Source organism: Gemmobacter sp. 24YEA27 (assembly GCF_030052995.1).
Lineage (GTDB): Bacteria > Pseudomonadota > Alphaproteobacteria > Rhodobacterales > Rhodobacteraceae > Pseudogemmobacter.
The window spans coordinates 144,685-158,982 of the sequence record NZ_JASJPW010000001.1 but is presented as its reverse complement, the minus strand read 5'-3'; the positions used below and the strand labels follow the sequence as shown (position 1 = coordinate 158,982).

The window sequence follows — 14,298 nt, the reverse complement described above, 5'->3', positions numbered from 1 at the left end:
TGGGACAAAGCTCTGCTCTTTGTCCTGTTCGGGGGCGAGGCTGGTATGGCCGCGGATCTGGCGGCACCTTTCGGGCTCAGCTTCCCGCCGGTGCCCGAGGCCAGTCGCAAAAGGCTTTCTGAGACGCTCGGGCCGATCGTCACCATTGCCAACCCGCTGGATTACAACACTTTCATCTGGGGTGATCTGGAAAAGACCACCGAGGTTTTCAGCGCCATGCTGGAGCCCTACGATGCCGGGCTCTATGTGATCGACATGCCGAGGGACGACCGCTGCGACCCGTCGAGCTATTTCCCGGCGCTCGACTCCATCGTCGCGGCGCAGAAGGCAACCGGCAAGCCTGCCTTTCCCGTGGTCTCGATTTCCGAGAATTTCGGCGAGGCACGGGTGCAGGGGCTGATGGATCAGGGGGTCTGCACGCTTCTGGGCTTTGAAACCGCGCTGGCGGCGATCCGCGCGGCGCAGACGCCCAAGGGCGCCCCCGGCTGGGAGCCGGTCAAAGCCCTCGCCCCACGCGAGACCAGGCTTTTGACCGAGGCCGAGGGCAAGGCGCTGCTGGCGGCAGCCGGCATCCCGGTGCCGCGCGCAGTGACCGGCGCCACGCTTGCCGAGGTGCAGGCGCAGGCGACGGGTCTGACGGCGCCCATCGCGCTCAAGGGTCTTGGTTTCGCGCATAAGACCGAGGCGGGCGCGGTGCGGCTTGGCCTTGCCTCGCTGGAGGGTGAGGCAGAGATGCCCGGTGCCACCGGATATCTCGCCGAGGAAATGGTGACGGGGATCATCGCCGAGATGCTTCTCGGGATCGGCCGCGATCCGGTTTACGGCCTGACCCTGACCATTGGTATGGGCGGTGTCACGGCGGAAGTGCTGGCGGATACCGTCACCCTGGTCTGGCCCGCGGATGAGGCGCAGATCCTGACCGCGATGCGGCGCCTGCGGCTCTGGCCGCTGCTCGACGGCTATCGCGGCCGGCCAAAGGCGGATGTCGCGGCATTTGCCACGATTGCCGTCCGGCTGGGCCATCTGATGGCAGGCGATGACAGTCTGGAAGAAATTGAAATCAATCCGGTGCTTTTGCGCGAAACGGGCGCAGTGGCGGTGGATGCCCTGATACGGAGAGAATGATGGCCGAGATGCAGATGCGGGACGAAGGCCCGGTGAAAACCCGGCGCGAGGGCGCCATTCTTGAGGTGACGCTCGACGCGCCCAAGGCCAATGCGATCAGCCTGAAGACGAGCCGCGTCATGGGCCTCGTCTTCCGCGACTTCCGCGATGATGACAGCCTGCGCATCTGTATCCTGCGCTCGACCGGCGAGAAATTCTTCTGCCCGGGCTGGGATCTGAAAGCCGCCGCCGAGGGCGATGCCGTGGACGGCGATTACGGCGTTGGCGGCTTTGGCGGGTTGCAGGAGCTGCCCAATCTCAACAAGCCGGTGATCGTCGCGGTACAGGGCATCTGCTGCGGTGGCGGGCTGGAACTCGCGCTTTCGGGGGATCTGATCCTGGCCTCAAAGTCAGCGACCTTCGCGCTGCCGGAAATCCGTTCGGGCACGGTCGCCGATGCGGCCTCGATCAAACTGCCCAAACGCATCCCCTATCATGTGGCAATGGATCTGCTGCTCACGGGCCGCTGGTTCGACGCCGAAGAGGCCTTCCGCTGGGGCCTTATCAAGGAGATCTGCGAGCCGGATGAGCTGCTGCCGAAGGCATGGGAGCTGGCGCGGCTTTTGGAATCCGGCCCGCCGCTGGTCTATGCCGCCATCAAGGAAGTGGTACGCGAAGCGGAAAACATGCGCTTCCAGGACGCGCTGAACCGCATCACCAAACGCCTGATGCCGACGGTGGACCGGCTCTATTCTTCGGAAGACCAGCTGGAAGGCGCGAAAGCCTTCGCCGAGAAACGCGACCCGGTCTGGAAGGGGCGCTGAGGGCGCGGGGTGCAGGATCGTATTGGCCCCCGCCGCGTCATTTTTCAGATGTAATACTGATATTAATAACGATTATGGCGCCCGCATGGCAAGTGGCTGATGCGGGCGTCGGATATTTTGGACCTGGATCCAGTCGCCGATGGTGTTGGGGGGCGCGATGTGGGGCATCCACCAGCCAGGAACAGGGTTTCTTCGTTCCCTGCCCGAGAGGATGAAATACTGCTGCCGGGGGCCATCGCCCCGGTCAATTCATAGGAGCCGCCGACCGGCATCTGGCAGCGCCCGTGCCGCCAGACGCGGCGGAAGGCGGGATTCTCCCGCGCCTCCTCGATCCGGGCGTTAAAGGTCGTCGCCTTCCGATCCTTCGCCTCCTGGCCGTCGAACCATGGGGGGATCAGCCACCAGCGCGCGAGCATGGCCCCAAGGGACTGCTTGCCGAGGATTAGCAGCGGCTCGGTCGGCTTGACGTTGAACCGGCGGGGGATCGGAGTGATCTTGAGCCAGCTCGTGTCCAGCCCCTCGGATCTCAGGGCCAGATCGACCACGCGTCCGCACATCACCTTGATCCTGCCGCTCACTGAGTTGCTGAGCGGACTATCATCCCTGTTGCGCGAATGCTGGTTCTGGCCTTTGGCCGGGGAACAGCCCTTGGCCCCATGTTCCCCAACGGTTGACCCGAAATGACAACGCCCCGCAGCTGGGCCATCATCGGTCACCTCCAGACGGCGTTGTTGCACTTATCGGCGAGGAGGATTCACGTGGTGCATCGCGGCTGTTAGGCTATGGCTATGCCGAAGCCCTCTTCTCCCCGCTAGCGCAGGACGAACTGGCCTGACTACAATGCGGCCCTCCGCCGCCGCGGCTGGCTCTCGATCTGGTTCGATCCGGCGCTGGTCTGGAACGCTGCGAAGACTGGCAGGCGCGGTCCCCCTGAGAACTTCTCAGAGAGCGCGATCCAGATATGAGGAGGATCAGGAAACAGTCCGGGGGACTGTTTTCCCGACGATTGGCCTTACGCCGAAGGTGGTGTTCGGCCTGCCAGTGCGGCAAACGGTGGGGCTGGTCGCCAGCCTGATCGGGATGGCGGGATTGGCCTGGCCTGTTCCGGACTATTCCAGGCTCTGCCGACGTCAGGCACGGATTGTGGTGCAGATCCCCTGCCGCCGCCCGGACGGTCCCGTGACCCTGTTGGTCGACATCGAGCCGGTGAAGCGCCACCGGTTCGAGCGAACCGGCGAGGGGCATCAGGTTCCGCGGCGTGAGGAGGAATCGTGGCTGCAGTGCAGCCGCGTAAGTCCGACGCAGGGAGTGGCAGGCGCGCAAACATGGCGCGTCGCGCCGCAGGCAGTGGCGCAAGGTCCATATTGGCATGGAGGCGCAGAGCGGCGATGTCCGGGCCGTCGAATTTACGTCCGGTCGACAAGGCGACAGCCCGATGCTGCCAGACCTGCTGGCGCAGCTCCCCCAGAAGGAAGAGATCGGCGCGGTCAGCCGCGGCGCAGTCGCCCGGGTTGCTGCCGAAATACGGCTCGATCAGGATGGCCGGCGGTTTGCCGGTCCAGAGCGAGGCACCGCCCCGGCCGTTCTTCGCAATGATCTTGACGCCGCGATCCCGCAGGCCGAGGGCGCGGACCATTCCGGCCTGGACACCGCGCGCGAGGCGGGCGCTGTTTGTGGTGCCGCTGGTCAGGGTTTCGGTGCCGGTGGCGCTGGCGGCTTCCGCGCTGTTGAAATGCAGCTCGACCGAGGCCGCGACACCCAGCCGGTCAACCTCGGCATAGGCGCGACCGATCTCACCGCTGCCAGCCGTGCGGCGCACGATCACATAGCGCGCCGGGTCCAGATCCCGGATCGCCACCGCGAGGTCAGAGTTGATGTCATATTCGGTGCGCTTGTCCGTCACGCGGACAGCACCCTGTGACCGGGCGTTATGCCCGATCACCAGAGCAATCTTGCTCATGTCGATCTCCATGTTTGGATGTGAAAAAGCCCCGCTGGCTGGCGGGGTGTGGTGAGGAAACTGATGATTTCAGGAGCCGAGCGTCGACTACTATTGCGACCAAACTAGGGTCAGGACTCGTTGTTGTTTCATAGCCAGAAGATGATGGTTGCGGCGAGGGCGATTGCCGAGAGGAACACCTTTGGGCACCTGTCATATCGCGTTGCGACCCGCCGCCAGTCCTTCAGTCTGCCGAACATGATCTCGATCCGATTTCGGCGCTTGTAGCGGCGTTTGTCATATTTGACGGGCTTGGCTCGGGATTTCCTGCCCGGGATGCACGGCTTTATCCCCTTGTCTTTTAAGGCCTCTCGGAACCAGTCTGCATCGTATCCACGGTCTGCAAGCAGCCAGTCAGCGGGTGGCAGGCCGCTCAGCAACGCGGCGGCCCCAGTGTAGTCACTGACCTGGCCTGCGGTCATGAAGAACCGGATCGGGCGTCCCGTCGTGTCAGCCACGGCGTGCAGTTTGCTGTTCATCCCGCCTTTGGTTCGACCGATTGCGCGCCCCCGTCTGTCGTCTGCGCCCCCTTTTTTATCCGCAGGCTGGAGGCCGTGCGGTGCGCCTTCAAATATGTGGCGTCGATCATCACCGTCGTCGGAACCGCCGCCTCTGCCGCCAGGCCATGCATCATGCGGGCGAACACACCCCGGTCGCTCCACCGCTTCCATCGGTTGTAGAGGGTTTTCGCAGGACCGTATTCCCTGGGTGCATCTCGCCACCGTAACCCATTGCGATTTATAAATATAATACCGCTCAAAACGCGACGATCATCGACACGCGGCTTTCCATGACTCTTCGGAAAAAACGGCTCAAGACGCGCCATCTGCGCATCCGTCAGCCAGTAAAGGTTGCTCATTCATCAGTCTCCTTGCGGAGCCTGAATCAGACTGAAACCCCAACATCAATGGGTCCTGACCCTAGCCCCGGACATTGACCTGTCTTCCGTAACGCATGTCAACCAATTCCTCGTCTGCGAGGTCAAGGTAGCCTTTCTGTGTCGCGGCGGCGAACTCCAATAGATTCCATGGGCCTGACTTTGCCGTGTTGCCCGGGTCGGGCATTCTATCTAACCTTCGCTCCATTCCGTCAGGGTCGAAGAGATCGGCCCCGGTGATAACAATGACGGGCGAGGCAGGGTTTCCATCCGTGCTCGGGCGTGCCCATCCCCATCGACAAAGATCAACGAGACGCCCTTTTTCCTCATCCGACAGCACGCTCTTCAGGCAAGCTGCAATGAGATAGGCTCCAGGCAGCCATTCGCCGAGGCGGCGAAGGCGGTCGACATCGGCCTGCTTGAAGGCGTCTTCAGCAAAGCCTTTGCACTCCCCGACCAGCAGGTTCGGCCCGGCAAGACGTCGCCCTCCGATGTCCCGGTCATGCCAAGCGAAAAAATCGGTCTCAAGCTGCTGGCCGTCCCTCGTCAAATCGAGCGCCGTGGTGAAGGTCATCGCTGGCGCTCTACCGAAGGCTTGGCGCAGAAAATTCAGCGTCAACAAGCAGGTGTAGGAGCCGCCGGCGAGATTTGGGACAGCGTAGGGGCCGACAACGCGATATCGCCAAGCCGTCCTTGGTGGCAGTTGGCCTTGAGGGAAGGAAAAGATGGAGAGGCACCGCTCGCAAGTGACCTGCGCGCCGACTTGGTCAAGATCATACCAGTTCCATTTGCCGCAGTGGTCGCATTGGACAGATAGGCCGAGCCGGAGAGCTCCGATGTCGACGAAAGGTTGCAGCGTTGCAGGCCGCACCCAACGTGCCCGGATTGCACGCAACATGGGCTGTAACTGATCGACGGTAGCGGTTCGAAAAGGCACGTCTTCGACCTCGCCGTCCCCGATTTCCCGTCGACTGTGCGCCATACGGTCGAACTGGCGCAGGACCGCCTCGTGGCCGATGATGCGGCTCCGGTTAAGGCCGCCCAAGGTGGTCAGCATACTGTGGGCCACTCGCCCGGCATCGGACGGTGCGGCCTCAATACGCTGAGCAGATAGCCACGCCTTGATGACATCGCGCATGAAGGGCAGCCGGATTGAGTGCCCGCCTTGGCTGTAGGAATGGAAAGTAAGCCATCCCTCGCGCGTTGGGCGCTGGTCCATCATCTCGGACTGGGGAGGATAGGCGCGGTTGCGGTCCACTGCAGCGGACGGCATCGCATCCGCCCGGTCATCGTTGGAACCGTAAAACCGGTGACTGATCGTGTTTACCCAACCGGCGTCTAGGTTGCGCGTCTGGCGCAGGTACGGTGGGGCGATGTGGGGAACCTGCACAGCCCACCGATCGTCGAGCGGGACCTCAACGTCCCTACGCTCTGCTGAAAGGTACGAAGGCTCTGGTCGGCTGGACAGACCCGAATCTTCCAACTGCCATATCGGATCATACCAAGTCTTGATCGCGTAGCTGCCATCGGGAAGGCCGGCTTCTGACAAGCGCAAGACTTCGATGATTGCAGGGTCGAGCGACCGCCCAAGCTGGATCGTCGTGTGGATCATCAGCCCGCTGGCGTTGTTGGGCAGCGGTCGGTGTTTCCGGCGGATTAGGTCGACAACGAGATCGCGCGAACCTTTGAGCCAATGGACGTTGACCGGTACGACGTCCCGCCGGAAAAGGCGCAAGTTCCAGAAGTCGATTATGTCAGGGCCGCTGAATGGATCGAAGATAAAAATAGTCTTGCCCCACGACCTTTGGAAGAAGCGCTCCGTCCCGTGGAGAGTGACGTCGAATGGGCACATCGCCTCCTGCCGTTCCATGACCTTCCAGGTTTCGACATCTGGCGGAACCAATTGTGCATCGAAGGCTCGCTCATATGTCGCCTCAATCCCAGCGAAGTCAGGGCGATCCGGAAACATCCCGTAGGCCATCTCGAAGAAGGCCTGTCCGACCTCATCCCCGACCCCAAAGCGCAACAACTTGCGTGGGGTACGTCTTTCGAACTGGAACTCCTTCTGATGTAAGTAGGCATAGACGTGGTCCATCGTCACACCGACGTCCCGCATCTTACTCACGGTATCCTCAACTTGCACGAACACGCCATGGCCCAGATTCGGATGACGCTCGTAGCGATCACTGGCATGCGGATCTATGCGTTCGAGCTGGCCAGCACAGGTCTCCACAAGCAGATCCGGCTCAAAGAAACTTAGCAGGCCACGCGTCAGCTCGTTCGGATCGGGATTGGTAAGGTTGGCCTCGCACCAAGTCGGTGGAAGGGCATCCATGATAGGGATAATCGGACAGGCGATGCCGCCCCATTGGCAGGTCGCGATCCTTGCAACCTCAGAAAGCGTTCGCCTATCGAGTGGATCTACAAGGAATCCTAGCCGAATAGGACGAAGGTTGATCTCAAGACTTGCGGTACTGGTTGTCATTTTTTTTCGCCTTGGGCACGCCCTCTAATGTGGAACTGCCGTCCAAAACCGGGGCCTCCAATACTCAGGCGGCTTGTGATTACCGATGAGCGCAAATCCGCGGATTGGTGGTCAGTCGGCCCGCGTTGGAAATTCTCCCAAGTTAGAAGCCACGGGGCCGAGCTCTGCCTATAGAAAACGCTCTCAGTTTTAGATTTCAGATTCAGACTCGTACTCATCTTGAGCCCGCTGCGCTGCATGATTTCCAGCCGTCCACGTTATGTGAAGGAGCCAGTCTTCGGCGAGGAAAAATTCGCCGCCCAGAACCTTGGCTTTCTCATCGACCAGCCGTTTTTTCATCGCGTCTTCGCCAACAATGGCGACCGCAGCATTGGCGTATGGTGCTTCATCGGGCATCTGCACAGGGAACAACACCTGCCACTGGAACGAACCCGCCGGGTAAGCGCTTTGAATCTGGTTCCTGCGCGCGAGCGGGCTTTTCGAAAACCCCACCTTGATGATTGATTGTTCCTCGACATCGGCCGCAGGGCATCCGAGATACGCCGCAACGTCTCCATCTAGCTTAAGGATGTAGAGAAATTTCGGCCCGTCAGTCTCGCCGACCGTGTAGGGTGCCGCAGGCGGAGGCACGGCGCGGCTTGGTGAGAGCGCGCTTTTCAGCGTCTGGATAGTCGGATCGGCAGCAGCGGTGCTGCCATAGACATGGACCTCTTGCACGTCCAGTCGGAAAAGTTTCTCGGCTTCTTCTGTCCCGACTTTCACTCCGCTTGCGCCGATAAACTCGGGGTGGGCGCTGTTATAGGCCTCCGGAAATATGTCCTCCACGCGCTTCCAGTCTTCCGGCACGATGCTCCAGGCGCGAGTGGCTTTGACGGCACATAGCCATTTACCCTGTGAAGTGGGATCAAGCTCTTTCTCCCGCCAGCGATCACCCGAAATGTAGTTTTGCGCGTGGCCCGCCTCGTGCGAGAGTTCCAGCACGCCAACGACCTTGCCGCGCATGTCCTCGGGGCCTTTGCCCTTCGTCACATAGATCGCGACCAAGGTGCCCGGTCGTGACTGAGTCAAGAAACGGTTGCGTTTGGCTTCGTCGGCAAAGCCGATGCATCCCCATTGCGAAGGATTGAAACCCCAGAACGAAGTCAGCCAGACTTCGCGACCATCGGGGAACTTGGTCGGGTCGGACTGTAGCTCCGGCACACTCGCCCAATCAAAGGCAAAGACCCCTTGCTGGGCCGCCTCAATGTCTATGTCGCCGAGGACCTTGCGAATGTATTCCATCGCGTCTTCATGCGGATGGCGCTCACCTTTCCTGACGAGCACTGTCGTCAGAGGAGGCAGCTTCTTTTCGGCGAGGTAAAGGAGAATAACTTCGAGATGGGCACCCAGGCCGCGCCCGTTCGGATGGTTCCATCCGACCGCTTCCCCTACTTCCTGATACGTTGTCCTTTGCCCAAGCGCAGCCTTGGAGGCCAGAAAGCGGGCAATCTCAAATTGTAGTGAATCCATATTCTTAGGTTCCCACACTCCTCTACACCTCCCTACCATCTGTGTGGCATCATGCGCAGAAAATAATATCGGCTATGGGCTTTGCCGCGGCACCGTCAGAACGGCGGCTTCGGGAAATGCCGCATTGCAGCATGAAGCAGCCACGACCGGCAGGTAAGGGCCGCGCTCGCATGCCCTGGGCGCTTGGACGGGTGACGGCCCCGAACCTGCCAGTTCTGTGCCGCAGCATGTCGCTCGGAGCCCAGAGCGGAAGGTCGTGCAGACCGCAGCCAATCTGCTCCGTTCGCTTGCGCAGAGGAAAGCGCGAACAAAGTAGCTGAGATAAGCTTAGAGACCTAAGTGCGCACAGATGTGCGCGCGCTGCACAAAAGAATTACATCAGGGATACGAGCACTATATTTCAAAGCTAGGCACAATTCCTTTGTTTGCCTTTGGCCACTTTGTTCCGAACACGGTCAACATGAGATCATCTAGCGCGTCAATAATCGCCAACACTGCTTGCTCCGCATCTCGGGATTTTACCATACCCTCCTTCTTTGGATGCATAATCCCGTTGCGGATATTTACAGCATTCGCGAAATTCGGCCACCACGCCTTTCCTCTATCGAAATCCTCACCTGAAAACCTCCAGAAAAGATACTGAAGCCTATCGTCAATAGACTGAAACCTTTGCTCACTGAGGCATGGGCGGCCGCGAACCAGCTTAACCGCTTTTTCCTGCATGATCGATTGCTCAAAGACATCGAATCCCTTACTCTCAATAAAATGCTCAAATATATGAGTGAGCATCCCTTCGAGGCAAGAAAAGGCGGCCGCTATTGCCATCTCAGAAAAGGATTTTTCAGTCTCTGGGTCACTGGCTTTTTTTGCACGGTCCAGCAATGCCTTCGAAAACTCAAATCGCCGGTTTGCATCAGAAACAATCGGATCCATCAAATGGCTTCTTTCTTCGCCTTCGCGTCCAAAATCGCTGTTTTGGCATGATATGCGGCTATGGCGGCCGAAATCATCTTGTCAGAGAACCCCCCTCCCTTTTCTGCCTGAATCCAGAATAGCTCCACGAATCTGCCCCTCTCTTTGGGGTCAGTCCTGTAACCCAGGCCTCGATACTGTTCGGGGTCCGTCATATGCCTGCCCTTGATCAAAAGGGCCGCCCGCAAAGGGTCTGGTTTTCCTTTATCCTTTAGATCAAAGTGCTTTTGCAAACGTACCGGGTTCCCCGATAGGATACCGGTTACAAAGGACCATGCCGCAAGTACGGCTTCGTTCATAGCCTTCTCTGCAAAATCTGGATTGCTGGTTTTTGTCGAACCCGTCTTTACGAAGGCTTTGCGTTGTTTATCAACTAAAGCTTGAAACTCTTTTCCGGCCTTTTCCAGAACTGGGTCATTCCAGAGTTCAGGGTACTGCTTTTTGATCCTTTCCCACTCAGGCACAATTCGGACGCCAGTTTTGGCGACATGCGGAACGGTTTCGGTCTGATCAAATTCCAGATCCTTCTTCTCTCGGCCCAGAAAGTGGTTTATCACAAAGGTGCGAGCTTGGCGCACCGATATCGTTCCGCCGCGCTTCCTCTTATCAGCGAAATCTTCCTTCTTCCCCAAGAACCCAACTTTTTGACACCAGGCTCTTAGTTCAGCCCCGTTTACTGTTTCAAACATCCGATCCAAAAGGTCACGAGACACTTCGATATTTGTATTGGAAATAACCTGAACATCCAGCCTTTGCTCAGTATCCAAGGCGAAATAGACCTTCACGCCATGTATACCATTTACGTTTCCATCTTTGTAGGCGGACTCAATCGCACCGAAACGGTGCTGGCCACCGACAACCTTTAGTGGCTTTGCATCACCCGCGATGAACTCACATACGATGTTACTAAAAGTTCTTCCCTGCTGCGCATCGAGAAGCATCTGGGTGTAAGCTGCATGATCTTCAACGAGATCACGATTGGCCCGATAGTCAGGAGATGCGTCCGGATCCAATGGAGTATCAGGCGTTGTGTGGGCGACTAGGGTACCAGCCATTACATGACATTCACAGTATAGGGCGCCAGTCTTTCCATCTGCGAATATTTGTATATGCTTTTCAAGAGGCTGAAGAAGACTGACAAACGCCTGAACATCTCCAGACTCGAGAAGTTCCTCGATTGTTTCTTCAGGAACTTCGTGCGCGATGAAAATTTGATTTTTCATGACTGGCCTTGTCGATTGCTTTTGTGTGCTGGAGGCATCTTGCTACATAGTTGCTCTATGTCAAACACTTGCACAAAACGCCCTTACCCACGGCGGATAGAGATCAAACTCACACGAGAAGATCTCAACCATGTATAACTATAGGGGAACCCAGTTGCCCTCAATCAACTTCCTTCATGTAGCGCCACCCCGCCGCCTGTAGGTCTCGTTGCATCAAGTGATTTTTGCCGGTGTGGCGAACGGCAGCTCTATCCCGCATCGCCGTCACGCTCTCCGGGTGTTTGCTGCGGAGCAAAACGACCGTCCGCTTCCGGGAATGCGGCAATGCAGCGCCGCGGGAAGTCGAACGTCCGCAAAGGGCCGGATCTGTCGCATGGGTGCCGCCACCCCACGGGATTGTGGTCGAGCATGTACGATAAGGTCTGCCACTCGAGCTCGTTCGCGCACATGAAAAAAGCCAGAAGAGCGAGCTCTACCGGCTTCGGACTTCTTCAATGAAGTCAATTATCCAACAAAATGGACAATCCACTGTCATTAATGGAAAATCTATCTGGCACTTGCCATGTTTTAATTGGTGGAGCCAAGGAGGATCGAACTCCTGACCTCTTGAATGCCATTCAAGCGCTCTCCCAGCTGAGCTATGGCCCCACCTTGAGGTATCGCTGACATCACGTCTGCGATGCGGCGTTATTTAGTCTGGGCTTGGGGGAGGTGCAAGAGGAAAAAGGCGCCTTGCGTCACGAATTGATGGATCGGGTCAGCGGGGGCGTCCGGGGGTAAGCCGCTGATCTGCGGGCGTCTGCGGGCGTGCCTGTTGCGAGGATCCGGCGCGGTCAGTGGATCCTGAAAAACAGTCACGGTTGCGCCCGGCGCGAGGGGGAGGGGTGGCTTTCGATTGGGAGTGAGGCAGGCATCGTGCCGCAAGGGCCCGGATCCCGTGCCCGGGCATTTGGTCTTGCCGCAGGACATGGTGACGGGATCCTTCCGCGATCTGGTTGACAGTCATGCCTGCCTCTCGAAGCCGGAGAGGAGGGGCAGATGACTGCGCGAGGCCTGGACTTTCCAGGGGGCTTCAGATGTGAGGGGGGATGATCGGTTTGCGAGCAGCGGCCTGAGCTCAGGGGCTGTGACCCGTGCGCCTGGCCTGCACGACGGGTTTTTGTCGATGGATGCCGTGGGTCGGGGAGGAGGCGACGAGGGCTTCCTCTTCCAGGTGTCACGCTTTGCAGCAGAAACAGGCTGTTGCACCGTGAGCTACGAAAGCCATGCGCTGGTTCTTTAAAATCAAAAAAAGCCGCTCCCGATCCTGCCGGATCGGGAGCGGCTTTGATGCAGATCGCCGGTATCAGCGGGTGAATTTCTTGTATTTCACCCGTTTCGGAGCCGCCGCATCGACGCCAAGACGACGGATCTTGTCTTTCTCGTAGTCATCGAAGTTGCCCTCGAAGAATTCGACATGCGCGTCGCCTTCAAAGGCCAGGATATGGGTGCAGAGCCGGTCGAGGAAGAAACGGTCGTGGCTGATGATCACCGCACAGCCCGCGAAATCTTCGATCGCCGCTTCCAGCGCCTGGAGCGTTTCCACGTCGAGATCGTTGGTCGGCTCATCGAGCAGAAGCAGGTTGCCGCCCGATTTCAGCAGTTTCGCGAGGTGGACGCGGTTGCGCTCACCGCCTGACAAAAGGCCGACCTTCTTCTGCTGATCGGTGCCCTTGAAGTTGAAGGCGCCGACATAGTTCCGGCTGGAGATCTGCGCATCGCCGAGATGGATGATCTCTGCCCCGCCCGAGATTTCCTCCCAGACGTTCTTGTCCGGGTCGAGCGCATCGCGCGACTGGTCGACGTAAGACAGTTTCACCGTATCGCCCAGCTTGACGGTGCCCTCATCCGGCTGTTCAAGGCCGACCAGCATCTTGAAGAGGGTCGATTTCCCGGCGCCGTTCGGGCCGATCACGCCGATGATGCCACCGGGCGGCAGCATGAAGCTCAGATCCTCGATCAGGAGCTTGTCGCCCATCGCCTTTTTCAGACCCTCGACCTCGATCACCTTGCCGCCAAGGCGCGGGCCGTTCGGGATGACGATCTGGGCCTTGCCCACCCGGTCTTTAAGCGATGCCTCATCGACCAGCTTGTCATAGGCCTGGATACGGGCTTTCGATTTGGTCTGGCGGGCTTTCGCACCCTGCCGGATCCATTCGAGTTCCTTCTCCATGACCTTTTGCTTGGCCTTGTCCTCACGGGCTTCCTGCGCCATGCGCTTGGCCTTGGCTTCCAGCCAGGACGAATAATTGCCCTCATGCGGCAGGCCACGGCCGCGTTCCAGCTCGAGAATCCAGGTCGTGATATCGTCGAGGAAGTAGCGGTCATGGGTGACCGTCAGAATGGTGCCCTTATACTCGATCAGGTGCTTTTGCAGCCAGGCGATGGTCTCGGCGTCAAGGTGGTTGGTCGGCTCGTCGAGGAGCAGCATGTCGGGCTCTTCGAGCAAGAGCTTGCACAAAGCCACACGGCGACGCTCGCCGCCCGAAAGGGTCGAGACATCGGCATCATCGGGCGGGCAGCGGAGCGCTTCCATCGCAATGTCGATCTTGCTCTCGAGATCCCAGAGGTTCTCGGCATCGATCTCATCCTGGAGGCGCGCCATCTCATCGGCGGTCTCGTCGGAATAGTTCATCGCCACTTCGTTATAGCGGTCGAGCTTCGCCTGTTTTTCAGCAACGCCCAGCTTGACGTTTTCACGCACATTCAGCGTCTCGTCGAGCTGCGGCTCCTGCGGCAGATAGCCGACTTTCGCGCCCTTGGCGGCCCAGGCCTCGCCCTGGAAATCCTTGTCGAGGCCAGCCATGACCTTCAGCAGCGTCGATTTACCGGCGCCGTTGACACCGACGACACCGATTTTGACGCCGGGCAGAAAGTTCAGATGGATGTTTTCGAAAACCTTCTTCCCGCCGGGATAGGTCTTCGAGACGCCGTCCATGTGATAGACATATTGATAGCTGGCCATGAGGTCGCTCCGAATGGGATTTCCGTGCCGGAATGGGGGCAGGAATTGGGCAGGATTGGCCCTCATGTAGCGATCCGGACGCGCGGGGGCAAGGCGGGCGCGGCGCGATACGCCGATCAGACACGCGCCGGAACCGGCATGTGCCGGGGAATTTCCCGGGGTGAGGCGGGGCGGCTGCAGCACAAGGCGGCAGCCTCGCAGGATTGTGTGGCAAGGACCGGCGGGAGGCCGAAGATGCGCGGTTGCGCCGGGGCAATGGCACCGGCAGGATCGCCAGGGGGTGAGGCTGGACGGTCCGGGT

General features: G+C 59.2%; 9 protein-coding genes, 1 tRNA gene and 3 pseudogenes. 4 read left to right on the top strand and 9 right to left on the bottom strand.

The window, feature by feature from the left end; translation table 11 throughout:
* Window positions 1-45 precede the first annotated feature (45 nt).
* Together QNO18_RS00880 and QNO18_RS00875 are read left to right on the top strand one after the other, a co-directional pair.
* Window positions 46-1,125 (top strand): acetate--CoA ligase family protein, encoded by a 1,080-nt coding sequence (locus QNO18_RS00880; protein ID WP_283176144.1) that lies wholly within the window; start codon window positions 46-48, stop codon window positions 1,123-1,125.
* Window positions 1,125-1,928 (top strand): carnitinyl-CoA dehydratase, encoded by an 804-nt coding sequence (locus QNO18_RS00875; RefSeq protein WP_283176143.1) that lies wholly within the window; start codon window positions 1,125-1,127, stop codon window positions 1,926-1,928. The genes QNO18_RS00880 and QNO18_RS00875 overlap by 1 nt, the downstream gene beginning before the upstream one ends.
* 62 nt (window positions 1,929-1,990) lie before the next feature.
* Here QNO18_RS00875 and QNO18_RS00870 read toward each other — a convergent pair whose 3' ends face one another.
* Window positions 1,991-2,485 (bottom strand): SOS response-associated peptidase family protein, encoded by a 495-nt coding sequence (locus QNO18_RS00870; protein ID WP_283176142.1) that lies wholly within the window; start codon window positions 2,483-2,485, stop codon window positions 1,991-1,993.
* Window positions 2,486-2,716: 231 nt separating this feature from the next.
* On the opposite strand from QNO18_RS00870, the pseudogene QNO18_RS00865 reads away from it, so the two are divergent.
* Window positions 2,717-3,393: pseudogene (locus tag QNO18_RS00865) on the top strand (transposase); the annotation flags it as partial.
* A gap of 87 nt (window positions 3,394-3,480) precedes the next feature.
* Here the strand turns inward: QNO18_RS00865 and QNO18_RS00860 are convergent.
* The 7 genes and pseudogenes from QNO18_RS00860 to QNO18_RS00830 all read right to left on the bottom strand — a co-directional run.
* Window positions 3,481-3,888, bottom strand: a pseudogene (locus QNO18_RS00860) (N-acetylmuramoyl-L-alanine amidase); the annotation flags it as partial.
* 128 nt (window positions 3,889-4,016) lie between these two features.
* A pseudogene (locus QNO18_RS00855) lies at window positions 4,017-4,786 on the bottom strand (IS5 family transposase).
* Window positions 4,787-4,847: 61 nt separating this feature from the next.
* A complete protein-coding gene (locus tag QNO18_RS00850) occupies window positions 4,848-7,289 on the bottom strand; it encodes a hypothetical protein (RefSeq protein ID WP_283176141.1) in 2,442 nt (813 codons plus the stop codon).
* A gap of 189 nt (window positions 7,290-7,478) precedes the next feature.
* Window positions 7,479-8,798 carry a hypothetical protein gene (locus QNO18_RS00845; protein ID WP_283176140.1) on the bottom strand — a complete coding sequence of 440 codons (1,320 nt, stop codon included), beginning with the start codon at window positions 8,796-8,798 and terminating at the stop codon, window positions 7,479-7,481.
* Between the two features lie 393 nt (window positions 8,799-9,191).
* Window positions 9,192-9,731, bottom strand: a complete 540-nt coding sequence (locus QNO18_RS00840; protein WP_283176139.1) for a hypothetical protein — start codon at window positions 9,729-9,731, stop codon at window positions 9,192-9,194.
* Entirely contained in the window at window positions 9,731-10,993 is a 1,263-nt protein-coding gene (locus QNO18_RS00835; protein WP_283176138.1) for a hypothetical protein, read from the bottom strand. The genes QNO18_RS00840 and QNO18_RS00835 overlap by 1 nt, the downstream gene beginning before the upstream one ends.
* Before the next feature lie 572 nt (window positions 10,994-11,565).
* Window positions 11,566-11,641: transfer RNA gene (locus QNO18_RS00830), tRNA-Ala, on the bottom strand.
* A gap of 478 nt (window positions 11,642-12,119) precedes the next feature.
* Between QNO18_RS00830 and QNO18_RS00825 the strand changes: the two genes are divergently transcribed.
* Window positions 12,120-12,275: a hypothetical protein gene (locus QNO18_RS00825; RefSeq protein WP_283176137.1), complete on the top strand. Its 156-nt coding sequence runs from the start codon at window positions 12,120-12,122 to the stop codon at window positions 12,273-12,275.
* Window positions 12,276-12,338: 63 nt separating this feature from the next.
* Here QNO18_RS00825 and ettA read toward each other — a convergent pair whose 3' ends face one another.
* Window positions 12,339-13,997, bottom strand: coding sequence for an energy-dependent translational throttle protein EttA (ettA, locus tag QNO18_RS00820; RefSeq protein ID WP_283176136.1), 1,659 nt, complete (start codon window positions 13,995-13,997; stop codon window positions 12,339-12,341).
* Window positions 13,998-14,298 lie beyond the last annotated feature (301 nt).